The organism is Streptomyces sp. NPDC056347 (assembly GCF_042262625.1).
Classification (GTDB): domain Bacteria; phylum Actinomycetota; class Actinomycetes; order Streptomycetales; family Streptomycetaceae; genus Streptomyces.
The window spans coordinates 14,427-37,092 of sequence record NZ_JBHJQP010000070.1 but is presented as its reverse complement, the minus strand read 5'-3'; the positions used below and the strand labels follow the sequence as shown (position 1 = coordinate 37,092).

The following is a 22,666-nucleotide window of genomic DNA, read 5'->3' as shown; positions in this document are numbered from 1 at the left end:
GCCCGGCCCCGGGCCCACGGCCGTGTCCCTGACAGCACTTAGGATCCGCCCATGGCTATCGACCCCGGCTACACCTGCTCCCGCTGCGGCGAACACCACGCGGAACTCCCCATGGGGTACTCGACCATGGCCCCCGACGTCTGGGACGCGAGCCTGGAAAGCGATCCCGACAGCATGCTCTCCTCCGACCAGTGCATCGTCAGACACGAGCACTACTTCATCAAGGGCCTGATCGAGATACCCGTGTCCGGCAGCCCGGAACCCTTCTCCTGGGGCGTGTGGGTCTCGCTCAGCCGGGAGAACTTCGGCCGCGCCCTCGACCGGTGGCAGGCCCCCGGGCGCGAGGCGGAGCCGCCGTACTTCGGCTGGCTGAGCACCGAACTGGGGCTGTACTCCCCGCGCACCACCAACCTCAAGACCAACGCCCACACCCGCCCGATCGGCCTGCGCCCCCGCATCGAGCTGGAGCCCACCGATCACCCGCTCGCCGTGGAACAGCGCACCGGCATCACCCTCGCCCGGGTGCGGGAGATCGCCGAAGCGGTGCTGCACGGCGACGACGGCACGGCCGGCTGAGACGGTTACCCACACCCTCCGAGCCCGTCCCGCAGCTGCACGAAGGCCAGCCCGGCCGCCTCGACCGCTTCCCCGTACACCTGGTCCGCGCGCTCCCCCGCGTCCATCCGCCGCCAGTTCTCCAGGGCCAGGATGTTCAGGACGGCGTTGATCTGACCGGCCGCCAGCCGGTCCCGCAGCCGGTCGCCCAGCGCGGCGGCGAGCGCCGCCTCCGAGCGGCTCCGGTACGAGGCCATCCGGGCCACCAGGGACGGTGCCGCGTACAGCATCCGCTGGTACGCCAGCACCTCCGGCACGTCGCAGAGCCCGGTGACCGGGTCGCGCCGCGCCAGGCCGTCCAGGAAGTTGCGGCGCAGGGCGTCGAGCGGGGACTCGGTGGCGGCGCGGGCGGCGACCACCCGGGCCGACTCGTCCTCGTGGTCGGCGAACCGGTGCAGCGCCAGGTCCTCCTTGGCGGGGAAGTACCGGAAGAGGGTCGGCTTGGAGACGCCCGCCGCGGCCGCCACCTCCGCCACCGAGACCCGGTCGAAGCCCCGCTCCAGGAACATCGCGATCGCGGCGTCCGAGACCGCTTGGTAGGTCAGCCGCTTCTTGCGCTCCCGCAGCCCCAGGCCCTCGTCCCCGGACCGCCCGGCGCCCGGGGCCCGGTCGCCGCCCGGGTCCCCGCCCCTGCTCCCGTCCACGTCCACGTCCATGGCTCCGAAGCGTACGCGGGGCAGTCGGCCGCCCCGTCAGAACATGTCCGGGCACCAGGCCCGCCGGGCCGCCCGGAACATCCCCTCGGCGAGCGCCACCGCGCCGGGCGCACGCTCCTCGATCCGGCCCAGCGCGGCCAGCCGGACGGGGGACTCGTCGCCGAGGTAGAGGGTGCCCAGCTCCCGCACGTCGAGGGCCAGGTCGGCGTCGTCGGTGGTGGGGGCGCAGGCCGCGGCGCCGGAGGCGTCGGCCTCCAGGCGGTAGCGGCCGGCGGCCAGGCCCGCCCCGTCGTGGACGTCGAGGACGAGCATGCCGGGCACCGCGTACGTGCGGGCCTCCAGGGCGCGCACGACGTCCAGCACCCGCACCCACAGATAGTCGGCCTGCGTCACCACCCGGGCCGCCCGCGGGTCGGGCAGCAGGAGCGGCAGCAGGTCGTCGGGGGCGCGGTTGCCGGCACGGACCGTGGTGATCCAGTCGACCGAGCAGAGGTAGTGCCACAGCGCGCGCTCGGCGGCCGGAGTGGTGGCGATCATGCCGGGCACGGTGGCGGTGTTCAGGGGCTGCTTGGCGTCGCTCCAGCGGGAGTCGGCGCGGTAGACGAGCAGGCCGTCCGGGACACCGTCCGCGTCGCTGTGGATCGCGTAGAAGGGTTCGCTCCAGCTGCCGGGACCGACCAGGTTCTCCCCGGTGTTCGCCTCCCACCAGCGGGCGTTCCGGTCGATCGCTCCGTGCTGCCGGGCGCGCAGCCGCTCGTGGATCGCCGGGCCGAGCTTGCGTACGGTCGCGCCGTCGACCAGTTCGATCCGGCCGTCCTCCGGGCCGGAGGGGACCGGCCGGTGCGGGTCGAGGCCGCTCCTGGGTACGTCGATCTCCCACTCGGTCGTCCAGGCCGCCGGGCCGTAGCCGAACCGTCCGTAGATCGGGTACTCGGCGGCGATCAGCGTGGAGACGACCTCGCCGCGCTCCTTCGCCGCCGCGAGGTCCGTGGACATCATCCGCTGGAGCAGCCCGCGGCGCCGGTGCGTGGGCGAGACCGTGACGTTGGAGATCGCGTCGGCCGCCACCGCCGCCCCGCCGACGACCGTCAGCTCCTGCGCGAAGGAGCGGTACGTGGCCACGCACCGCCCGCCGTCGAACGCGCCCTGCGTACGGGCGAAATCGATGTACGGAAGACGTCCACGCGCCTCCTCGTCCACCTCTTCGGCCGTGGTCGGCCGCAGGAATCCGGTGTGCTTGGCGCGGATCCAGTCGGGAAAATCGGCAGCGGTGATCGTACGGACGTCGAGGGCCATGCGCGTCACGCTAGGTGCCCCGGTCCCGCGCTGTCGCCCGGTTTTCCCGCGCCCCGCGAGGAACGGCCGAAAGCCGCTGGTCAGAAGGTCGCGCGTATCTCGCCGACCTCGCCGTCGCCGCCCAGCAGCGGGGCGTGGCCGATCCGGTCGACCACCGGGGCGTCGATGCCGAGCAGTCGCAGCGTACGGGCGAGCACCGGGCCCAGCGCCCGGGTCGCCCCGTCGTCCACCTTGAAGGCCAGCGCCCGGCCGTCCGCCAGCGCCACCGCCTGCACCGCCTCGGCCCCCATCTTGGAGAGCGTGCCCGGCAGCTCCCGCATCAGCCAGGTGTCCGGGCGGCGTGTTCCGGCCACGTACGCGGGGTGGGCCCGCATCGCGTCGGCGACCCGGCGCTCCGCCGTCCCGGGCTCCGCGAGCACGAAGCCGCGGAAGGCCCGCGCCAGGCCCACCAGGCTGATCGCCATCAGCGGCGCCCCGCACCCGTCCGTGCCGACCGCCGTCACCGTCTCCCCGGCCGCCTCCTCGACGACCTGGTGGACCAGCTGCTGGAGGGGGTGCGCAGGGTCGAGGTAGCCCGCCCGGTCCCAGCCGTTGAGCGCGCAGGCCGCGAGCATCGCCGCGTGCTTGCCGGAGCAGTTCATGGTGATCCGCTCACGGACGCGGCCCGCGGCGAGGTACGCCTCCGCCTCCGCCGGGTCGAGCGGCAGGTCCGGCGGGGTCCGGAGGTCGTCGGCCGTCAGTCCGTGCTCGGCGAGCATCGTGTGCACGAGTTCGAGGTGGAAGGCTTCGCCGGAGTGGCTCGCGGCGGCCAGCGCCAGCCGCTCCCCCGACAGGTCGAGCCCGGCCCGCAGTACGGCGGCGGCCTGCATCGGCTTGTTGGAGGAGCGCGGGAAGACCGGTGCGGCCGGGTCGCCCAGGGCCAGCTCCACGCTGCCGTCGGCGGCCAGGACGACCAGGGAGCCCCGGTGGTGGCTCTCGACGAAGCCGGACCGCACGACCTCGGCCAGGACGGGGGGCTCGAAGACCTCGGAGGGTATGGCGGAGGGAGCGGCGGAGGCGGCGCTGGAGGACATGGGTGGCCTTCCGGGAACGGGCGGGCCCGCCCCCGGAAGGGTCGCTTCAGGAGAGCAGGTCGTCTACTTGTGCTTCCCCGTCACGGTACCTGCGGGCGATCTCCGCGCTGCAATCGTCGGCGGTGCGCTGCAGCCGGTGGCGGCGGCGGGAGACCTGCTGCTCGTAGCGGACCAGGCGCCCCATCGCGGCGTGCAGCTCTTCGTCCGTACGGGCGTCGAGGTCGGAGAGCTCCACCTCGGCGAGCGTCTCGGCGGCCAGTCTGCGGTACTCGTCGCTGCGCGGTGTGGTGAGCGTGACGTGCCGGGCGGAGGAGCGGTGCCGGGACGGGGTGTCGGCGAGGATCTCCGAGAGCCGGTCGACCACCGGTGTCTCCGGGTCCAGCCGCCGGGCCAGCTCGGCCCGGAGGATGTCGATCCGGCCCTGGACGAGCCGGCGGACGTAGCTGAGGTCGGCCTCGTCGCGCTGCGACTCCCGGCGGAGCGTGCGCAGTTCCGGCAGCCGCAACGTGCCCAGATGCGGAGCGGCCGGATGCGGAGTGGCCAGGCAGGAAGCGCCCGGCTCGGGCTGCGCGTCCCCGGATCCGTGGCCGGTACGCTGCACGGGTGGGCGCATGGTGCTGGTGCTGACACCGGCGCCGGTGTGCGTGACCGGCACGGCGCCGGGGGACTGCCCGGTTCCATAGGTGCTCATGCTTGTGTCCATCCCCTCGACCGGTGCGTCGGCGCACCGCCTTCGAGCATGGTGCCACTTGGCCGGGGCCCATGTGGATGCTCTGTACCCGTTCAGCCCAGGATAGGTTGGTCTGTATGCGTGCGGTGATACAGCGGGTGGACGGCGCGAGCGTCACGGTGAACGACGGCGCGGACGGGGCGGACGGCCCCCGGGTGGTCGGCGAGATCGTCGGCGAGGGGCTGTGTGTGCTGGTGGGAGTCACCCACGAGGACACTCCTCGGAAGGCGGCCCAGCTCGCCCGGAAGCTCTGGTCGCTCCGGGTCCTCGAGGGCGAGAAGTCCTGCTCCGATGTGAATGCGCCGCTTCTGGTGATTTCGCAGTTCACTCTCTACGGGGACGCCCGCAAGGGACGCAGGCCCACCTGGAACGCGGCGGCGCCCGGCGGGACCGCCGAGCCGCTGGTCGACGAAGTGGTGAAGCAGCTCCGGGCGCTGGGCGCGCGGGTGGAGACGGGCCGGTTCGGGGCGAGCATGCGTGTCTCGCTCACCAACAACGGCCCGTTCACCGTCCTCGTCGAGGTCTGAACCGGCCCTCGGCGCCGCCCGGGAGCCGGTCCTTCGCCATTACGGCTCGACGACCGTCTCCTGGGCGGCGGCGGTGTCCCCGGCGAGCAGCGGGGCATCCACCGCGACGTTCCGCTTGACCAGGGCCAGCGCGATCGGCCCCAGCTCGTGGTGGCGGGCGGACGTGGTGATGAAGCCCAGCTGGCGCCCCTCCGCCCCGTCCGCCGCGAGCCGGACCGGGGTGCCGTGCCCGGGCAGCACGACCTCGCTGCCGTCGAGGTGCAGGAAGACCAGCCGACGCGGCGGCTTGCCCAGGTTCTGCACCCGGGCCACCGTCTCCTGGCCCCGGTAGCAGCCCTTCTGGAGGTGGACGGCGGTGCCGATCCAGCCCAGTTCGTGCGGGATGGTGCGGTGGTCGGTCTCGAAACCGAGCCGCGGCCGGTGCGCCTCGACGCGCAGCGCCTCGTACGCGAGGACTCCGGCCGCCGGGCCGTTCTGCGCCGCGTACGCCGCCAGGTCGGCGCGGGGCAGGAACAGGTCCCGGCCGTACGCCGTCTCCCGTACCGTCACCCCGTCCGGGGCCTTCGCGATGGAACCGGCCGGGAGGTACACCACGGCGAAGTCCTCGGTGCGGTCGGCGACTTCGACCCGGTAGAAGAACTTCATCGACTCCAGGTAGGCGATCAGCTCGTCCTGGGTGCCCGGCTCGGCGTGCATCCACACCGTCTCGCCGTCGTCGACGAGGTAGAGGGCGTGCTCGATGTGCCCGTTGGCGCTGAGGATCAGGGCCTCGGTCGCCTGGCCGGGGGCGAGCTCGCTGACGTGCTGGGTGAGCAGCAGGTGCAGCCAGGACAGCCGGTCGGCGCCGGTCACGGTGATGACGGCGCGGTGCGAGAGGTCGACGAGACCGGACCCGTCGGCGAGGGCGCGCTGCTCGCGGAACAGGTCGCCGTAGTGCGCGGCGACGCCTTCGTCGCGGCCTTCGGCGGGGACGGCGCCGGGCAGGGACAGCAGGGGGCTCTTCATGCGACCAGCGTACGACGCGCCGCGGACGCGCCCGACGGGTGTCAGGCCGCGGGGCCGTCCGCCGCCCCGGCGGTCTTCGGCGTCCGCTCCGCCTCGCCCGTCCGTGCCGCCTTCTCCGCGCATCCGGCGCAGCGGCCGAAGATCGCGAAGTGCTTCATGTCCGTCTCGAACCCGAAGTCGGCGCGCAGCCTGGCGGTGAACTCGTCGACCACGTGGAGGTCGGCCTCGATGACGTCCGAGCAGTCGCGGCAGACCAGATGGATGTGGTGGTGCCGGTCGGCCAGGTGGTAGGTGGGCGCCCCGTGCCCGAGGTGGGCGTGGCTGACCAGGCCCAGCTCCTCCAGGAGTTCCAGGGTCCGGTAGACGGTGGAGATGTTCACCCCGGAGGCGGTCCTGCGCACCTCGCAGAGGATGTCGTCGGGGGTCGCGTGCTCCAGCGCGTCGACGGCTTCCAGGACCAGCTGCCGCTGCGGCGTCAGTCGATAGCCGCGCTGCCGGAGATCGGTCTTCCAGTCGGTGCTCACCACACGCCCAGTGTAGGACCGGGTGAGCACCCGTCCGCCGGTTACCGGAACATCCGTGCGGCCCGCTCGGGGAGGCGGCCCGCTTCCGGGCGGCGGCCCGCTTTCCGGGCGGCGGCCTACTTGAAGAAGGCGATGCCGTCGTCCGGCAGGTCGCCGAGGTTCTTCGCCATCGCCTCGACCTCTTCGGGGGTGACGACCTTCTTCAGGTGCGCCGACATGTACGGGCGGAGCTCCACCTCGGGGGTGGCCTTCTCGCCGACCCACATCAGGTCGCTCTTCACGTAGCCGTACAGCCGCTTGCCGCCGCTGTACGGGCCGGAGGCCGCGGTCCGCGCCACCGCGTCGGTGACCAGGTCGATCTGCGGCTTCTGGTTGGCCAGCTCGCCGTACCAGATCTCGACGACGCCCTGGTCGCGGACCATGACGACCTCGACCTTGCGGTCCTTGTCGATGCGCCAGTAGCCGGACTCGCTCTCCAGCGGCCTGACCTTGTTGCCCTCGGAGTCGAGCACCCAGGAGTGCGAGGCGTACTCCAGGAAGTCCCGGCCGTCGTGACTGAAGCTGACTTCCTGGCCGAAGTTGCACTGCTCGGCGCCGGGGAAGTCGGAGACGCCCGCGCCCGCCCAGTTGCCCAGGAGGAAGGCCAGCGGGACGAGGTCCGGGTGGAGGTCGGACGGGATCTCGATCATGAGCGGCTCAGACGATCTGTGAGGTGGGGACGAGGGTGGGTGCGGTTGCGCACGTGACGCATCGGGGGCGAGGTGTCACGTTGCCGCGGGGGGGTACCCGTGGCGGCCGGTGGTGCGCGGAAGGGTCAGCGCTGGCCCTGGTACAGCTTCTTCACGCTCAGGCCGGCGAAGGCGAGAACGCCGACGCAGACCAGGACCAGCAGGGCGGAGAAGAATGCCTCAAGCACGGGGACTCCTTGCAACGAGCGTTATGGCAGCAGTACGGGCCGGGCCCCAGCCTAATGGGTTGGGGCCCGGCCCGCCGGTCCGGGGCCGGGCTCGGGGGCGGCCGGGGCCGGTCAGCCCAGGAGCTGGGTCTGCAGGATCATCGTCTGGTGGAACGGAACGCCCCGGGCGGTGTCCTCTCCCTTGCGGGACTGGACGACCAGGCCGAGCGTGTCCCCGGCGACCACGTAGCCGTGACGGACCCGCTCCTCGCCGTACGGCTTCGTCTCGTCGTACACGTAGGTCGACGTGCCGCTCACCTTTCCGGCGCCGTGCCAGCCCTCGTCGAGCTCCGTCCGGGGCGCCCCGGCGAGGGGTGTCTCGGAGCCGCTGTCGGTGAGCGAGTCCATGAAGGACTGCGCGAAGGCCGTCGAGTTGAACCGGACGAGGTAGATCCGGGTCGACGTGCCGTCCGGCATGGTCCAGCCGCGGGCGACGGCGTGCCGCGGGGCCAGCTCCCTGAGCGTCCGCGCGAGGTCGGCGCGCTTGCCCTTCTCGTACTCCGAGAGGTACGTGTCCGTGCCCGCCCAGCCGCCGTCGAGCTTCTTGTCCACGGTTGCTCCGGCCGGGGCGGGCAGCAGCAGGCGCCGCAGGTCGGCGTGGTGGATCTCGGCGGAGTTGCCGTCGCTGTACGGACGGGGCGCGCCGGCCGGGAGCGCGGGCAGGCTGAGCTCGGGGTACTCCCAGCGGCCGTCGCTCTCGGTGGCCAGACCGGGCACGTCGGTGCGCTCCATCGAGGCGATGCCGAAGGCCGTACCGGCCCCGAGTCCCCCGAAGACCGCGGCCACGACAGTCCACCGGACGACGGCCCGCAGGACCCGCCGCGGCGGCTTCGGCGCCGCGGCCACCGGGTCGGCCGGGCCGGCCGGTTCGACGGGTGCCGCGAGTGCGTCCGGCGCGGGCTCGGCGGCCCCGGCGGGAGTGTCGGTCGTCTGCTCGGTCATACGTACTCCCCCGGGGACGCGATGTGGTTGAGCTGGTCCTTCAGGAGTTCGGCGACGGCCGACTTGTCGAACGGCTTCGAGCCGGACGCCGTGAGGGTGATGCTCACCTCGTCGTCGTACGCGAAGCAGTTCAGCGTCGCCAGGTCGTCCCCGCTGCCCTCGGTCAGCTCGTAGCACTTGGCGTTCCTGGTGTGCTCCTTGACCTTCGGTCCCTGGCGGAAGATGCCGAGGGACTCCCACAGGCCCGTCCTGAAGGCGTGGAGGCTGCGGACCGCCTTCTTGTCCTTCATCCGCGTGAGCTCGGTGCTGACCATCATGGTGTTGCCGTCGTCGGTGTACGTGCGGACGGCGATGCCCTCGATGCGGAGCTTGTCGATCCGCTCCTCGTAGGCGCGGCGCTTCTTGCCCGCGAGGCCCCGGGCGTTCTGCTTCATGGCGGCGGTCGCGCTGCTGCCGCTCCGCTCGCCGTCGTTGCCCAGCTCCCCCTTGTCGGGGCCGAGCCGGTAGCCGCTCGGGACCGGCAGCAGCAGCTTGCTCAGCCCGGTGGAGGCCCGGCCCCGGGCCACGTCACCTGCGGGGTCCTTGCCGGGCTTGTGCGCGGGCTCCTCCCAGAGGCGGGTCTCGGTGGTGCGGTCGGCGCCGTCCACCGTGGACTTGGTGTACGCGGCGGCGAGCACGACCGCGACGGCCACCGTCACGACGGGGAGCGCCGTGCGGGCCACCCGGCGCGCCCGGCCCGGGCGGGCGGGGGCGGTGGTGGCCGGGGCTGCGGTGGCGGCGGCGTTCTCGTCGGCCGCGCCCACCTGCGGGGTCACGTCGTTCACAGGCGCTCCAGCTGTCGCTCGGCCAGCGTCCGGATGTCCTTCTTGCTGATCGGCGCGGTGTCGTAGAGGTGGATGTCGGCCGCGATGTCGCCGCGGTAGAGGGTGGCCCTGGCGTGGTACAGCGGCATGTAGCCGGGCTTCCGCTCGACCGCGTAGAGGTAGTAGCGGCCGTTGACGCTGCCCTTCACCTCGTCGCCGAGGTTGCCCGCGCCGATCTCGCTCCCGGACATGTACGAGAGCTGGCCCTCGACGAAGTCCTGGGCCCCCTGGACCGCCGACGAGCGGAACTGCACGAGGTGGACCGTGGCGTTGCGGTACTGCCCGCGCTTCCAGGCCGCGCCCGCGACCCGGCGGATGTCGTTCTCCAGGAAGTAGTCGTACATGCTGCCCTCCTCCTTGTAGGAGCGGGCATAGATCTCCGGGTTCACCCAGCCGTCGATGATGCCCGTCTCCAGCGGCTCGTCGTCGCTCCAGCCCGCGGGCCGGTTCACGATCAGCTTGCGGAGGTCGCCGTCCGTCCGGACCCGGTGGTCCTGGGACGCGGGCAGCGGGTCGGGGGCCTTGCCCGGGGGCAGTGCCTTCGCCGGGTACGCGAGGCCGGGCTGGGACAGGGCGGGCAGCGGGGTCGGGTCGCGCCGGGCCTGGATGTCGTAGCCCACGGCGGTGCCGCCCGCGATACCGAGCACCGCGGCGGCGGCGACGAGCAGCGCCGTACGCCCGCGCGGGCGCTTCACGGCGGGAGCGGCGACGGGCACGGCGGGCGGCTCGGGCTGTTCCGTCTGCTCGGGCTGTTCCGTCTGCGCCGCCTGCTCAGCCTGTTCGGCGTGCTTCGGCTGCTCGGACTGCTCGGACTGCTCGGACTGCTCGTCAGAAATGGTGTCTTTTGATTCCAATTGAGAGGTCCCCCCACGAGACCTGAGGCGCCGATTCCGTTATCCGCGCATCCACCTGACTGTCACCGTGCGGATTAAGTTGCCCGCTCCCCGATTACAGTTCGGCATATGCCGAAGAAGCTCGTGATCAAGGTGACCGCAGGTGCCGACTCCGCCGAGCGCTGCTCGCAGGCGTTCACGGTGGCCGCGGTCGCCGTCGCCAGTGGGGTGGAGGTCTCGCTCTGGCTGACCGGGGAGTCCTCCTGGTTCGCGCTCCCGGGGCGCGCCGCCGAGTTCGAGCTGCCGCACGCCGCGCCGCTGCCGGACCTGATCGAGTCGATCCAGGCGGGCGGCCTGATCACCCTGTGCACGCAGTGCGCGGCCCGGCGCGACATCACCGAGCAGGATGTGCTGGAGGGCGTGCGGATCGCCGGGGCGCAGGTCTTCGTCAGCGAGATCATGGCCGACGGCGTGCAGGCGCTCGTCTACTGACGCCGGACCGGCCGGGCGTTCAGCGGCGCTTCTTGCCGTCGAGCTCGTCCCACCACTCGTCGGACTGCGGGTCGCCGGACGGGTCGTCCCACCAGCGGTCCTCCGGCCCCCGCCGGTTGGCGACCATCGCCGCCACCGGCGGGATGACCATCGCGACGACGCACATCACCACGGCGGCGGGCATCGACCACAGCCTGACGAACGACCAGGCGGACACGAAGAGGACGATGCAGACGCCCATCATGAGGAAATAGCCGCGACGGCGCCGCGCGTACATGCCTCCAGGGTAGGCCCCGGCCGCCGCCCGGGGCAGTGGGCGGTGCACGGTGCGGCACGAGGGGCCGTACCCCGGATCAGGAAGGCGTCCAACCCCCTGGGGTACGGCCCCTCGGCCGTTTCGCGGCCGTACGGGACGGCTTGCCGTACAGGACGGCTTGCCCGTACGGCTCCGGACTAGACGGCGATCGCGACCTCGGAGAGACCGCCGGTCTGCGCCACGACCGTGCGGTCGGCGCTGCCGCCGGGGACCAGGGCGCGCAGCGTCCAGGTGCCCTCGGCCGCGTAGAAGCGGAACTGTCCGGTCGCCGAGGTCGGGACCTCGGCCGTGAACTCGCCGGTCGAGTCGAGCAGGCGCACGTAGCCGGTGACGGGCTCGCCGTCGCGGGTCACGCTGCCCTGGATGGTGGTCTCACCGGGCTTGATGGTCGAGGCGTCGGGGCCGCCGGCCTTGGCTCCACACATGGGGTTTCGTCCTTCGGGTCGGGGGTTCGTGCTGGTCCGGGTCGTGCGGAGTTACTTGTTGGCGCCGAGCTCGATCGGCACGCCGACGAGCGAGCCGTACTCGGTCCACGAACCGTCGTAGTTCTTGACGTTCTCCTGGCCGAGCAGCTCGTGCAGCACGAACCAGGTGAGCGCGGAGCGCTCGCCGATCCGGCAGTACGCGATGGTGTCCTTCGCGAGGTCGACCTGCTCGGACTCGTAGAGGGCCTTGAGCTCCTCGTCCGACTTGAAGGTGCCGTCGTCGTTGGCGTTCTTCGACCACGGGATGTTGCGGGCGCTCGGCACGTGGCCGGGGCGCTGGGACTGCTCCTGCGGGAGGTGCGCCGGGGCGAGCAGCTTGCCGCTGAACTCGTCGGGCGACCGCACGTCGACCAGGTTCTCGTTGCCGATCGCGTTCACGACGTCGTCGCGGTAGGCGCGGATCGACTCGTCCTGCGGCTGCGCCTTGTACGCGGTGGCCGGGCGGGACGGGATCTGGTCGCCGTCGACCAGGTCGCGGGAGTCGAGCTCCCACTTCTTGCGGCCGCCGTCGAGCAGGCGGACGTCCTGGTGGCCGTAGAGCTTGAAGTACCAGAACGCGTAGGACGCGAACCAGTTGTTGTTGCCGCCGTACAGGACGACCGTGGTGTCGTTGGCGATGCCCTTCTCCGACAGGAGCTTCTCGAAGCCGGCCTGGTCGATGAAGTCGCGGCGGACCGGGTCCTGGAGGTCCTTGGTCCAGTCGATCCGGATCGCGTTCTTGATGTGGTTCTTCTCGTAGGCCGAGGTGTCCTCGTCGACCTCGACGAGGGCGATCCGCGGGTCGTCGATGTGGGCCTCGACCCAGTCGGCGTCTACCAGGACGTCACTGCGGCTCATGCTGTTCTCCTCCGGGGCAGTCTGCGGCGGGATGCTGCGAGTCGGGTGCGGGATGCGGGTGCGTGATGCCGGGCACGGCGGAGCGGCGTGCGGCGCCCGTGCGACGGCGATCGGGGAGGGCCCTGACGTCGGTCGAAGGGCCGGGAACGCGGGGGGCCTGGGCTCCCGCTCAGACAGTGCGACAGAGCATGGCGGCGACGCGGCACAGGTCCACTGCCCGCCGCTTCGTGAGATCCGCCCGGCCCCGCTGAGGGAGACCGCCAATAGAGCACTGCATGGGACCGATCGTAGGGAGGTACGGGCGGCCATGTCACCGCCGTGTCGAATCCTGAGACGCGATCGTCCGCAATACGGGACGGGCGACGGCTCGGCGCCACCCCCGGAGCGGTCGTGCGGCGCCGGGGGCCGTCCTTCATCTGCGGATCGGACGCTGCCGTCTCACTATGTGGCGGAAGCGGCAGTGGAGGCTGTGACGGGGGCGGGGCGGCGGGCTCAGCCCGCGAGCCGTACCCCGGTGCCGGTCACCGAGATCTCCAGGCCGTCCGCGGTGGGCTGGATGCGCTGGAGCCTCAGGCCGCTCGGCAGGCCGTCGACCTTCCGGTCGAAGTCGGTCTTGCCGCGCACCAGCCCCTCCAGGCCGGGGACGCCCTCGCCGGGCACCTTGTCGGCGCGCACCCGGACGGTGTCCCCGCCGACCAGCGTGACACTGGAGAGCACGCTGCGCGAGAGCGGGCTGCCGAGGATGTCGACCGTTCCGGTCACCTTCACCTTGCCGTTGCCGCCGTACTCGACGACGACGCCGTCGCTCGCGGCCTTGGTGAGGTCCTCGTACGAGACGACGGCGGTACCGGTGGCCCGGGTGGCGGTGGCGGCGGTGTAGCCGTCGTCCAGCTGCACGTCGTGCAGCGCCGCCTCGATCGTGCTGATCCGCAGGCGGCGGCCGTCGGCGGCGGTCTCGATGCCGGTGATCCGCACGTCGACCTCGTCAAACCGGCCGTCCACCGCCTGGGTGAGGAACGGGAATCCCTTGATGGAGACGTCCGTGGAGCCGATCGTGGCACCGCTGATCTCGATCCGTCCGGCGGCCTCGGACTCGGCGAAGTACACCGCCGCCCGGTCGACGGCGACGAAGATGCCTCCCAGGATCACCACGACGACCAGCAGTATTCGCAGTGCGCGCATGCCCGCTCCCTCCCCCACCCGCAAGTCCGGCCCGGGGCCCCGCACCGTCCACAGGCTGTGCACGGCTCGTGCGCGGCGCCCCTGAAGATCGACGACCGGAGGCCCCCTCCCGGTTCCCGTTCCGGGCGGGGCCGTCGTACGAGGCCGGCCCACGGGGTCGGCCCACGGGGTCGGCCCACGGGGTCGGCAGGGCCTACGCGACCATGCGGCCGATCAGGTACACGGCGGGCGCCGCGGCGGTGAGCGGCAGGGCCACGCCCGCGGTCATGTGGACGAAGCGCGACGGGTAGTCGTAGCTCGCCACCCGCAGCCCGATCAGCGCGCAGCCGCCCGCCACCAGGCCGATCAGCGCGCCGTTCGTGCCCAGGTCGGTGAGGGCCCCGCCCACGGCGCCGCCTCCCGCGGCGGCGAGCAGCGCCGCCACCACCGATACCGGGCCGGGCAGCGGCAGCGCGCGGACCAGCACCGCGGCCGCGACCGCCACCGCACCGGCCGTCACCGCGTCCGGGACCGCCGCGAGGTGCCCGGCGGCCAGGACCGTCAGGGCCGCCGAGGCGAGGGTGGCCATCAGCCCCTGCATCCGGTCGTCGGCGCTCGCGTGGCTGCGGAGCTGGAGGACCACGGTGAGCAGCACCCAGACGCCGAGGGTGCCGAGGAGGGCGGCCGGGCCGTTCTCCCGGCCCGCGGCGAGCAGCGCCACGTCGGCGACGAGACCGCCCGCGAAGGCGAGCGCGATGCCCTGCCGGGCGGGCCACATGCCGTTGAGCCGGAACCAGCCGGCCGCGGTCAGCCCCTGGAGCAGCACCAGGGGCACGACCAGGGTGTACGAACCGAGCGCGGCGCCCAGGGCGAGCAGCAGCCCGAGCCCCGCGGTGATCCCGGCGGGCTGCATGCCCGGCGGGATGATCGGCGAACGGCCCTCGGCGCGGGCCCGCTGGGCGTCGGTGATCCGGCTGTTGCCGACGGTGGTGGGGGTGCTGTACCCGGCCGCATCGAGCGCCGGGCCGGAGGTGTCGGTGCCCCCGGCAGTGACCCCGGCGGCGGGCCCGGCGGCCGGGACGGCGGCCTGCGCGACCGGCACCTCGGGCGGCAGCGGGTACGAGCCCGAGGCGCCCTGGGGCGGCACCGGGGGCAGGTAGGCGGTCTCGGCGGCATCCGGAACGGCCTGCGGGTGCTGGGCCTGCTGGGGCTGCTGGGGATACGCGGCGGGCTGCGCGGGCTGGACCGGCTGGAGGTACTGGGTCGGCTCGGCGGGCTGCGGGTACGCGGCGGGCCGGCCCTGCTGCGGGTGCGAGGCCTGCTGCTGGTGCTGCGGGTACGCGGCCTGCTGCGGGGACTGGGGGTACGGAGCCTGCTGCTGGTGCTGGGGGTGCGGAGCCTGCTGCGGGGACTGGATGACCGGCTGGTACTGGGTGTCCCAGGTCTGACCCTCCCAGGTCTGCGCGACGGCGGGGTCCGGCGCGCCGTGGGCGGCGGACGGCTCCTGCGGGTACCCGCCCGGCCAGGACTGCCCCTGGGCCTGCGCATGCCCCTGCGGGTTCCCGTACGCGTCGGTCCCGAACGACTGATCACCGTACGGCTGGTCGCCGAACGACTGGTCGCCGTACGGCCTGCCGTCGTGGCCCGTACCGCCGTACGCCGGGCCCGGTCCGTTCCCGTTCCCGTGGGCGGGGTCCTGTCCGTACGGGTGCTGCTGATCGTTGCTGCTGCTCATGTTCTGCGGTTCATCCTCCTGCGAACGGCGGGAGCACCTCGACCGTGCCGCCCTCGGCAAGGCGTACGGTCTCATGGCCACGGGTGCCGACGGGGTCACCGTCGATGAGGAACGAGCACCGCTGGAGCACTCGGGTGAGCTCTCCGGGGTGCCGTTCACGCACCGTGTCGAGGGCGTCGGCCAGCGTCGCCGCCGTGCACGGCTCCTCCGCCGTTCCGGCCGCGGCCTTGGCGGCGGCCCAGTAGCGGATCGTCACCGCGGGCATGGCACCGCTCCTCTCGTCTCGTCCCGGCCGGTCTCGTCTCCGGCCGGCTGTCCATCATGGGTCACGCCGTGACCGCCCAGTGGGCGATCCGGGTGAGCAGGGCCTCGTCCGCGGCGTTCTCGGCGTGCCCCATGCCGGGCTCGAGCCACAGCTCGGCCCCCTCGCCCGCCGCCTCGGCCAGCGAGCGCGGGTGGTCCAGCGGGAAGTACGCGTCGCGGTCGCCGTGCACGATCAGCAGCGGCGCCGGGGCGATCCGCCGGGCCGCCTCGACCGGGGGCATCGGCACCGGGTCCCACGGCCCCCGGGCTATCCGGGTGCGCAGCCCGTACCGGCCGGCCAGCCGGCCCGTCGGGCAGGTGACCAGCCAGTGCACCCGGCGCATCGGCGCCGTACCCCGGTAGAACCAGCGCGCCGGGGCGCTCACGGCCACCACCGCGTCCGCGCCCTCCGCCGGCCGCCCCGCGTACAGCGCCCCGTGCCGCAGCACCACCGAGCCGCCCATCGAGAAGCCCACGGTCACCACCCGGCGGTGTCCCAGCGACCGCGCCCACGCCACCGCCGCCGCCAGGTCACGCACCTCGCGGTCACCGACCGTCGACCGCCCGCCGGACCCGCCGTGTCCCCGGAACGAGAAGGTCACCACGGCCGCCCGCCCCGCGAACACCTCCGCCGCCCGCCGCACCGCGGGCCGGTCCACCGAACCGGTGAACCCGTGTGCGAGCACGATCGCGGTCACGTCGGCGGTGCCGTCCGCAGTACCGTCGAAGGATGGCCCGTCCACCGAACCCGGCTCGTACACCGCCTCGATCCGCACCCCGTCGTCGGTGCGCAGAGTCGTCCGCAGGGTCGCCCGCGCCACCGTCCGCGCATCCGCGCCCCCGCTCGTACGCGGGGCTGCGCGCGGGGCCGTACGCGGCGTCGCAGGCGAGGGGCCGGGCGTGATCGAGGGAACAGTGGAACGCCCGATCGGCCCCTCGGACACAGAAGTCATGTGGGCTATTGTGCTGGGAAGAGGATCCGGGCAGAGCAGCCCCCGGGTCCTTTTGTGCGTTCCGGACGTTGTTACGGCGACGTTTCCACAAGCTCAGCACCCAGCAGAACCAGCACCACGAACCGTACGAAGCAGTGCCGCATACTCCCCCGGGCCGGGCCCGGGAGTGCCCCTCTCGCAGGGAACGAGGAGGACCGACGTAATGGGCGAGCGAACCTCACACCATCATCGACCGACGCCCCGGGCAGGTGGGCGTCGATGAGTTCACTGCTGCTTCTGACCAATGCCCTCCAGCCGTCGACCGAGGTGCTCCCCGCGCTCGGCCTGCTGTTGCACAGCGTGCGGGTGGCGCCCGCCGAGGGACCCGCACTCGTCGACACCCCCGGTGCCGACGTCATCCTGATCGACGGTCGCCGCGACCTCCCGCAGGTGCGCTCGCTCTGCCAGCTGCTGCGGTCCACCGGGCCGGGCTGCCCGCTGATCCTCGTGGTGACGGAGGGCGGGCTCGCGGCCGTCACCGCCGACTGGGGCATCGACGACGTGCTGCTGGACACGGCCGGACCCGCCGAGGTCGAGGCCCGGCTGCGGCTGGCGACCGGACGGCAGCAGCTGGCCGCCGACGACTCCCCGATGGAGATCCGCAACGGCGACCTCTCGGTCGACGAGGCCACGTACAGCGCGAAGCTGAAGGGGCGGGTCCTGGACCTGACCTTCAAGGAGTTCGAACTCCTCAAGTACCTGGCCCAGCACCCCGGCCGGGTCTTCACCCGCGCGCAGCTGCTCCAGGAGGTCTGGGGCTACGACTACTTCGGCGGTACGCGCACCGTCGACGTCCATGTACGGCGGCTGCGGGCCAAGCTCGGCCCCGAGCACGAGTCGCTGATCGGCACGGTCCGCAACGTCGGCTACCGCTTCGTGGTGCCCGAGAAGGCGGAGCGCGCGGCGGAGAAGGCCAAGGGCGCCGAGGGCCGGACCTCCGCAGGGAAGGGCTCCGGGACCGCAACCCGTTCGGAGGTAGCCCGTTCGGAGCAGCAGGCCGGTTCGGGGGCGCGGGAAGAAGCCCCGGTCCGCCCTGCCGGACGCTAGGTATATCCGCGTAGACTGCCGCGCGTGGCCAAGGTGACGCGGGACGATGTGGCGAGACTGGCGGGGACGTCGACCGCGGTCGTCAGCTACGTCATCAACAACGGACCGAGGCCGGTCGCCCCGGCCACGCGCGAGCGGGTGCTCGCCGCCATCAAGGAGCTGGGCTACCGGCCCGACCGGGTTGCCCAGGCGATGGCCTCGCGGCGCACCGATCTCATAGGGATGATCGTGCCGGACGCCCGGCAGCCGTTCTTCGCGGAGATGGCGCACGCGGTCGAACAGGCCGCCGCCGAGCGCGGGAAGATGGTGCTGGTCGGCAATTCCGACTACCGCGACGAGCGCGAGGTCCACTATCTGCGGGCCTTCCTCGGCATGCGGGTCTCCGGCCTGATCCTGGTCAGCCAGGGCCCCAGCGAGCGGGCGGCGGCCGAGATCGAGGCGTGGGACGCGCGGGTGGTGCTGCTGCACGAGCGGCCCGAGGCCATCGAGGACGTCGCGGTCGTCACCGACGACGTGGGCGGCGCCCAGCTCGCCACCCGGCACCTGCTGGAGCACGGCAACGCGTACGTGGCGTGCTTCGGCGGCGTGGAGTCCACCCCGGCGGTCGGTGACCCGGTCGCCGACCACGTCGAGGGCTGGCGGCGGGCGATGCAGGAGTCCGGGCGGTCGACGGAGGGCCGGCTCTTCCAGGCCCCGTACAACCGCTACGACGCCTACAAGGTGGCGCTGGAGCTGCTCGCCGGGCCGGACCGGCCGCCGGCCATCTTCTGCTCGACGGACGACCAGGCGATCGGGGTGCTGCGGGCCGCCCGCGAGCTGCGGATCGACGTGCCCGGGGAGCTCGCGGTGGCGGGCTTCGACGACGTGAAGGAGGCCGGGCTGACCGACCCGCCGCTGACCACGGTCTCCTCGGACCGTCCAGCGATGGCGCGGGCCGCGGTGGACCTGGTGCTCGACGACTCGCTGCGGGTGTCGGGCTCGCGCCGGGAGCGGCTGAAGCAGTTCCCCTCGGCGCTGGTGGTACGGCGCTCCTGCGGCTGCGGGGACCCGGCGCAGGGCGCGAAGTAGCCCCGGGGCGCCGGGCGCTTCGTCCGGGCTCTGTCCGGGCTCTCCGGGCTCTGTCCGGGCTCTTTATATCGGGCATACGCACTTCTGTCGGGCTTCTCAGGACGGACTCAGGCTTCTCTCATCTTCGGCGGACACGCTCGTAGCCATGACAGAGAGCCAGCGCCCGAGCGGCGAGTACCCGACGTACCCCTCGTACGGCAACGGCGACGCGGCCTTCCCGCCGCCGCCGTCATACGCACCCGCCCAGCCCCAGCCGGAACCGGCCGCGCCCCGTCACCGGGCCAGGCGGCCGGTCGCCCTGCTGGCGGCGGTGGCGATCGCGGCAGGGGTCGTCGGCGGCGGCACCGCCGCCCTCGTCGGCGAGCTCACCGGCCGCGGCGGCGGCAGCTCCTCCTCCGCCGGGGTCGTCCCCGGCACCACGGTCTCGCAGAGCGACAAGGGCACCGTCGCCGGAGTCGCCAAGGCGGTCTCGCCGATGATCGTCGAGATCAACGCGACGTCGACGGCGGGCGAGTCCACCGGCTCCGGCGTGGTCATCACGTCCGACGGCGAGATCGTCACCAACAACCACGTCATCTCCGGCGCCTCCTCGGTCAAGGTGCAGCTGAGCACCGGCCGCACCTACACCGCGGACGTGGTCGGCACCGACCCCGCCAAGGACCTCGCCCTGATCAAGCTCCAGGGCGCGAGCGGGCTGAAGACGGCCACGCTGGGCGACTCCTCGGCGGTGTCGGTCGGCGACCAGGTCGTCGCGATCGGCTCCCCCGAGGGCCTCACCGGCACCGTGACCAGCGGCATCGTCTCCGCCCTCGACCGCGATGTCACCGTCGCCAAGGAAAACGGCAACGGACAGGGACAGGGGCAGGGCCAGGGGCAGGGCGGGCTGGGCGGCGGGCAGTGGCCGTTCGAGTTCGGCGGACGGCAGTTCAACGGCGACACCGGCGAGTCCACCACCACGTACAAGGCCATCCAGACCGACGCCTCGCTCAACCCCGGCAACTCCGGCGGCGCCCTCATCAACATGAACGGCGAGATCATCGGCATCAACTCCGCGATGTACTCGGCGAGTTCGTCCGGCGGCTCGGACAGTTCGGGCGCGGGCAGCGTGGGCCTCGGCTTCGCCATCCCGGTGAACACGCTCAAGGCCGACCTCGCCTCCCTGCGGGCCGGTGGCAACTCCTGAGAGGCCGGCCGTGCGAGGCTGAGACCCGGAAGACACCGCCGTACGGGAACGAGAAGACCCGCACGGACACGAGCAGACCGGGAAGCCGGGGGAGGCGGGGCGACCGGAGGGTCCGGGAAGACCGGGAATCCGGGAGCACCGGAGATTCCGGAAGGACCGGCCGCTCCGGGAACAACAGCCGATCCGGGAACGCCGGGATACGGAAATCCGGGAAGACCGGGGAAGAGGACCACGACCGATGAGCCCCGCCGAGGACGGCCCGCAGCGCATCCTGATCGTCGACGACGAGCCCGCCGTGCGCGAGGCACTGCAACGCAGCCTCGCGTTCGAGGGGTACGGCACCGAGGTCGCCGTCGACGGTCTCGACGCGCTGGCCAGGGCCGAGTCCTACGCCCCCGACCTCATCGTCCTCGACATCCAGATGCCCCGGATGGACGGCCTGACCGCCGCCCGGCGGCTCCGTTCCTCCGGCACCACCACCCCCATCCTGATGCTGACCGCCCGCGACACCGTCGGTGACCGGGTCACCGGCCTCGACGCGGGCGCCGACGACTACCTGGTCAAGCCCTTCGAGCTGGACGAGCTCTTCGCCCGCATCCGGGCCCTGCTGCGCCGCAGCTCGTACGCGGCCACGGCGAGCGGCGGCGGCCCCGACCCCGACGAGCTGTCCTTCGCCGACCTCCGGATGAACCTCGCGACCCGCGAGGTGACCCGGGGCGACCGGCGCGTGGAGCTGACCCGTACGGAGTTCACCCTGCTGGAGATGTTCCTGGCCCACCCCCGCCAGGTGCTCACCCGGGAGCAGATCCTCAAGGCCGTGTGGGGCTTCGACTTCGAGCCCAGCTCCAACTCCCTGGACGTGTACGTGATGTACCTGCGCCGCAAGACGGAGGCGGGCGGCGAACCGCGTCTCGTGCACACCGTGCGCGGGGTCGGATACGCGCTCCGCGCCGGCGGCGGTGACGGATGACGGGCACAGCTTCCCGCCTCCGGGCCCTGCCGCTGCGCTCCCGGCTCGCGCTGCTGGTGGCGGGCGCGGTGGCGGCGGCGGTCGCGGCGGTGGCGGTGGCCTGCTGGTTCGTGACGCGGGAGCAGCTGGAGAGCCAGTTGGACACCTCGCTGCGCAACGTCTCGGTCAGCGACGAGCTGGTGCGTAGCCTGTTCGCCGCCTGCACCCGCCCCGACCAGGCCGCTCCGCCGCCGGTCAAGGGGACGTACACCGTGCAGCTCGTCACCGCGTCCGGCAGCACCTGTACCTCGGCCGGGGCCTCCCCGATCGAGGTGACGGCCGCGGACACCGCCGTGGCCGCCGGGGTACGACACGACACCCTGCACACGGCCACCACCAAGAACGGCAGCAAGGTGCGCGTGCACACCTATCCGTACGAGACCCGCACCCCGCTGCCCGGGCTGGTAGCGGGCGGTTTCGCGGTCTCGGTGGCCCGTCCGATGAGCGAGGTCGACGCTCCGCTCTCCTCGCTCGCCTGGATGCTCCTGGTCGTCTCCGGCATCGGGGTCGTGGGCGCCGGGGCGGCCGGGCTCTGGGTGGCCCGCACCGGTCTGCGCCCGGTCGACCGGCTCACCGGCGCGGTCGAGCACGTCGCCCGCACCGAGGACCTCACCGTCCGCATCCCGGTCGACGGCGAGGACGAGATCGCCCGGCTCTCCCGCTCCTTCAACTCGATGACCGCGTCCCTGGCCAGTTCCCGCGACCGCCAGGCCCAGCTGATCGCCGACGCGGGCCACGAGCTGCGGACCCCGCTGACGTCCCTGCGCACCAACATCGAGCTCCTCGCCCGCAGCGACGACACCGGCCGTGCCATCCCGCCCGACGACCGCAGGGCCCTGATGGCCTCGGTCAAGGCGCAGATGACCGAGCTGGCCTCGCTCATCGGGGACCTCCAGGAACTGGCCCGCCCCGACGCCCCCGCCCCCGGCCCGCTCCAGGTCGTCGCGCTGCACGACATCGCGGACACCGCCCTGGAACGCGCCCGGCTGCGCGGCCCCGAGCTGACCATCCGGGCCGACCTGACCCCCTGGTACGTACGGGCCGAGCCCGCCGCGCTGGAGCGGGCCGTGGTCAACGTCCTGGACAACGCGGTGAAGTTCAGCCCGCCCCGGGGCACCGTCGAGGTCGCCCTGCGCGACGGCGAACTGACCGTACGGGACCAGGGCCCCGGCATCCCGGCCGACGAACTCCCGCACGTCTTCGAACGCTTCTGGCGTTCCCCTTCCGCCCGCCAGCTCCCCGGCTCGGGCCTGGGCCTGTCCATCGTCGCCCGTACCGTCCAGCAGGCCGGGGGCGAGACCACCCTCCGTCCGGCCCCGGACGGCCCCGGCACCATCGCCTCGATCCGCCTTCCGGGGGCACCGGTCCCGCCACCCGGGTCCTGAGCACGGCCCGGGCCGGGGGCACTCAACGGCCGACGGAACACCAGATGCGGTCCGGCATCGTCCGCTCGACCTCCGCCAGGTCCACGTCCCCGACGGAGAGCCAGCGGCGCGCGACGGCCACGACCGGGCCCAGGATCAGCGATTCCAGTACGGGCAGCGGGAGGTCGACGAGCTCGCCCGACGCCTGACGGGCGTGCAGCCAGGCCGCGAGCGGGGCCAGCCGGGCCTCCTGGGCGCCCCGTATCCGCCGGGCGTGCGCGTCGACCTCGCGGTCCACCGCGACGGAGTGCATGAGCCGTGCCGCCCCCGGGTTGAGCCGGACGAAGCGCAGATAGGCCCGTACCAGGGCGTGCACACCGGCGCGGGCGTCGTGCACCTGCGCCAGGGCCCCGCCCAGCTCGTCGAGGAGGCGGCCGAGCCAGGACTGCGCGAGGGCGAGCACCACTCCCTGGAGGCTGCCGAAGTGGTGGTAGATGCTTCCCGCGCTGACCCCGCTGGCCGAGGTGATCGCGCCGAGCGTGAGACCGGCCTCGCCCTGTGCCACGTAGAGGTCGAACGCGCAGTCGAGCACCTGCGCGGCAGTGGCCTCGCCGCGCTGCTGCTTCGGGCTCATCGATACCGTCCTCGTTCCCGG

27 protein-coding genes are annotated in these 22,666 nt (G+C 72.9%); 8 read left to right on the top strand and 19 right to left on the bottom strand.

From position 1 onward, the window contains the following. Positions 1–111 precede the first annotated feature (111 nt). Complete coding sequence (locus tag ACFCV8_RS18200; RefSeq protein WP_376686362.1) at positions 112–576, top strand: DUF2199 domain-containing protein; 465 nt, start codon at positions 112–114, stop codon at positions 574–576. Between the two features lie 5 nt (positions 577–581). On the opposite strand, the gene ACFCV8_RS18195 is transcribed toward ACFCV8_RS18200, so the two are convergent. The 4 genes from ACFCV8_RS18195 to ACFCV8_RS18180 form a co-directional block, all read right to left on the bottom strand. Continuing rightward, a complete protein-coding gene (locus ACFCV8_RS18195) occupies positions 582–1,271 on the bottom strand; it encodes a TetR/AcrR family transcriptional regulator (protein ID WP_376686359.1) in 690 nt (229 codons plus the stop codon). Positions 1,272–1,307: 36 nt separating this feature from the next. Further along, the gene (locus tag ACFCV8_RS18190; RefSeq protein WP_376686358.1) at positions 1,308–2,567 is read right to left on the bottom strand and encodes a GNAT family N-acetyltransferase; all 1,260 of its coding nucleotides are present in this window, start codon (positions 2,565–2,567) and stop codon (positions 1,308–1,310) included. Between the two features lie 80 nt (positions 2,568–2,647). Further along, positions 2,648–3,640: an asparaginase gene (locus tag ACFCV8_RS18185; RefSeq protein WP_376686357.1), complete on the bottom strand. Its 993-nt coding sequence runs from the start codon at positions 3,638–3,640 to the stop codon at positions 2,648–2,650. Between the two features lie 46 nt (positions 3,641–3,686). Next, positions 3,687–4,331: an ABC transporter substrate-binding protein gene (locus ACFCV8_RS18180; RefSeq protein ID WP_376686356.1), complete on the bottom strand. Its 645-nt coding sequence runs from the start codon at positions 4,329–4,331 to the stop codon at positions 3,687–3,689. Positions 4,332–4,447: 116 nt separating this feature from the next. Here ACFCV8_RS18180 and dtd point away from each other — a divergent pair, with 116 nt between their 5' ends. Further along, positions 4,448–4,897 carry a D-aminoacyl-tRNA deacylase gene (dtd, locus tag ACFCV8_RS18175; RefSeq protein ID WP_376686355.1) on the top strand — a complete coding sequence of 150 codons (450 nt, stop codon included), beginning with the start codon at positions 4,448–4,450 and terminating at the stop codon, positions 4,895–4,897. Between the two features lie 39 nt (positions 4,898–4,936). On the opposite strand, the gene ACFCV8_RS18170 is transcribed toward dtd, so the two are convergent. The 6 genes from ACFCV8_RS18170 to ACFCV8_RS18145 all read right to left on the bottom strand — a co-directional run bounded on the left by ACFCV8_RS18170 (position 4,937) and on the right by ACFCV8_RS18145 (position 10,040). Then, positions 4,937–5,902 (bottom strand): YgfZ/GcvT domain-containing protein, encoded by a 966-nt coding sequence (locus ACFCV8_RS18170; protein WP_376686354.1) that lies wholly within the window; start codon positions 5,900–5,902, stop codon positions 4,937–4,939. Between the two features lie 41 nt (positions 5,903–5,943). Next, positions 5,944–6,429: a Fur family transcriptional regulator gene (locus ACFCV8_RS18165; RefSeq protein ID WP_376686353.1), complete on the bottom strand. Its 486-nt coding sequence runs from the start codon at positions 6,427–6,429 to the stop codon at positions 5,944–5,946. Positions 6,430–6,542: 113 nt separating this feature from the next. Further along, the gene (locus ACFCV8_RS18160) at positions 6,543–7,115 is read right to left on the bottom strand and encodes an FABP family protein (RefSeq protein ID WP_376686352.1); all 573 of its coding nucleotides are present in this window, start codon (positions 7,113–7,115) and stop codon (positions 6,543–6,545) included. 338 nt (positions 7,116–7,453) lie between these two features. After that, entirely contained in the window at positions 7,454–8,323 is an 870-nt protein-coding gene (locus ACFCV8_RS18155; protein ID WP_376686351.1) for a hypothetical protein, read from the bottom strand. Next, positions 8,320–9,147: a hypothetical protein gene (locus ACFCV8_RS18150; RefSeq protein WP_376686350.1), complete on the bottom strand. Its 828-nt coding sequence runs from the start codon at positions 9,145–9,147 to the stop codon at positions 8,320–8,322. The genes ACFCV8_RS18155 and ACFCV8_RS18150 overlap by 4 nt, the downstream gene beginning before the upstream one ends. Further along, on the bottom strand, positions 9,144–10,040 hold the full coding sequence (locus tag ACFCV8_RS18145) for a hypothetical protein (protein WP_376686349.1): 897 nt from the start codon (positions 10,038–10,040) through the stop codon (positions 9,144–9,146). The genes ACFCV8_RS18150 and ACFCV8_RS18145 overlap by 4 nt, the downstream gene beginning before the upstream one ends. A 108-nt stretch (positions 10,041–10,148) precedes the next feature. Between ACFCV8_RS18145 and ACFCV8_RS18140 the strand changes: the two genes are divergently transcribed. Continuing rightward, entirely contained in the window at positions 10,149–10,511 is a 363-nt protein-coding gene (locus tag ACFCV8_RS18140) for a DsrE family protein (RefSeq protein ID WP_376686348.1), read from the top strand. 19 nt (positions 10,512–10,530) lie between these two features. On the opposite strand, the gene ACFCV8_RS18135 is transcribed toward ACFCV8_RS18140, so the two are convergent. From ACFCV8_RS18135 to ACFCV8_RS18100, 8 genes are all read right to left on the bottom strand, one after another. Continuing rightward, positions 10,531–10,788, bottom strand: coding sequence for a DUF3099 domain-containing protein (locus ACFCV8_RS18135; protein ID WP_376686347.1), 258 nt, complete (start codon positions 10,786–10,788; stop codon positions 10,531–10,533). A gap of 176 nt (positions 10,789–10,964) precedes the next feature. Continuing rightward, complete coding sequence (locus tag ACFCV8_RS18130) at positions 10,965–11,252, bottom strand: DUF1416 domain-containing protein (RefSeq protein ID WP_018490348.1); 288 nt, start codon at positions 11,250–11,252, stop codon at positions 10,965–10,967. Between the two features lie 51 nt (positions 11,253–11,303). Then, positions 11,304–12,149, bottom strand: coding sequence for a sulfurtransferase (locus tag ACFCV8_RS18125; RefSeq protein ID WP_376686346.1), 846 nt, complete (start codon positions 12,147–12,149; stop codon positions 11,304–11,306). Positions 12,150–12,318: 169 nt separating this feature from the next. Beyond that, positions 12,319–12,426 carry a putative leader peptide gene (locus ACFCV8_RS18120; protein ID WP_350983699.1) on the bottom strand — a complete coding sequence of 36 codons (108 nt, stop codon included), beginning with the start codon at positions 12,424–12,426 and terminating at the stop codon, positions 12,319–12,321. A 215-nt stretch (positions 12,427–12,641) separates the two neighbouring features. After that, positions 12,642–13,331, bottom strand: coding sequence for a DUF2993 domain-containing protein (locus tag ACFCV8_RS18115; protein ID WP_376686345.1), 690 nt, complete (start codon positions 13,329–13,331; stop codon positions 12,642–12,644). 193 nt (positions 13,332–13,524) lie between these two features. Beyond that, positions 13,525–15,045, bottom strand: a complete 1,521-nt coding sequence (locus ACFCV8_RS18110) for a hypothetical protein (protein WP_376686344.1) — start codon at positions 15,043–15,045, stop codon at positions 13,525–13,527. Between the two features lie 10 nt (positions 15,046–15,055). Next, positions 15,056–15,310, bottom strand: coding sequence for a MoaD/ThiS family protein (locus ACFCV8_RS18105; protein ID WP_376686343.1), 255 nt, complete (start codon positions 15,308–15,310; stop codon positions 15,056–15,058). A 61-nt stretch (positions 15,311–15,371) separates the two neighbouring features. Then, positions 15,372–16,301 (bottom strand): alpha/beta hydrolase family protein, encoded by a 930-nt coding sequence (locus ACFCV8_RS18100; protein WP_376686342.1) that lies wholly within the window; start codon positions 16,299–16,301, stop codon positions 15,372–15,374. 258 nt (positions 16,302–16,559) lie between these two features. Here ACFCV8_RS18100 and ACFCV8_RS18095 point away from each other — a divergent pair, with 258 nt between their 5' ends. The 5 genes from ACFCV8_RS18095 (at position 16,560) to ACFCV8_RS18075 (ending at position 22,032) form a co-directional block, all read left to right on the top strand. Beyond that, the gene (locus ACFCV8_RS18095) at positions 16,560–17,387 is read left to right on the top strand and encodes a response regulator transcription factor (protein ID WP_376686341.1); all 828 of its coding nucleotides are present in this window, start codon (positions 16,560–16,562) and stop codon (positions 17,385–17,387) included. A 24-nt stretch (positions 17,388–17,411) separates the two neighbouring features. Further along, positions 17,412–18,455: a LacI family DNA-binding transcriptional regulator gene (locus tag ACFCV8_RS18090; RefSeq protein WP_376686340.1), complete on the top strand. Its 1,044-nt coding sequence runs from the start codon at positions 17,412–17,414 to the stop codon at positions 18,453–18,455. A 145-nt stretch (positions 18,456–18,600) separates the two neighbouring features. After that, positions 18,601–19,638: a S1C family serine protease gene (locus ACFCV8_RS18085; protein WP_376686339.1), complete on the top strand. Its 1,038-nt coding sequence runs from the start codon at positions 18,601–18,603 to the stop codon at positions 19,636–19,638. Positions 19,639–19,876: 238 nt separating this feature from the next. Further along, a complete protein-coding gene (locus ACFCV8_RS18080) occupies positions 19,877–20,608 on the top strand; it encodes a response regulator transcription factor (protein ID WP_376686338.1) in 732 nt (243 codons plus the stop codon). After that, positions 20,605–22,032, top strand: coding sequence for a sensor histidine kinase (locus tag ACFCV8_RS18075; protein ID WP_376686337.1), 1,428 nt, complete (start codon positions 20,605–20,607; stop codon positions 22,030–22,032). Before ACFCV8_RS18080 ends, ACFCV8_RS18075 begins: the two co-directional genes overlap by 4 nt. 22 nt (positions 22,033–22,054) lie before the next feature. Here ACFCV8_RS18075 and ACFCV8_RS18070 read toward each other — a convergent pair whose 3' ends face one another. Further along, positions 22,055–22,645 carry a TetR/AcrR family transcriptional regulator gene (locus ACFCV8_RS18070; RefSeq protein ID WP_376686336.1) on the bottom strand — a complete coding sequence of 197 codons (591 nt, stop codon included), beginning with the start codon at positions 22,643–22,645 and terminating at the stop codon, positions 22,055–22,057. Between the last annotated feature and the right edge of the window lie 21 nt (positions 22,646–22,666).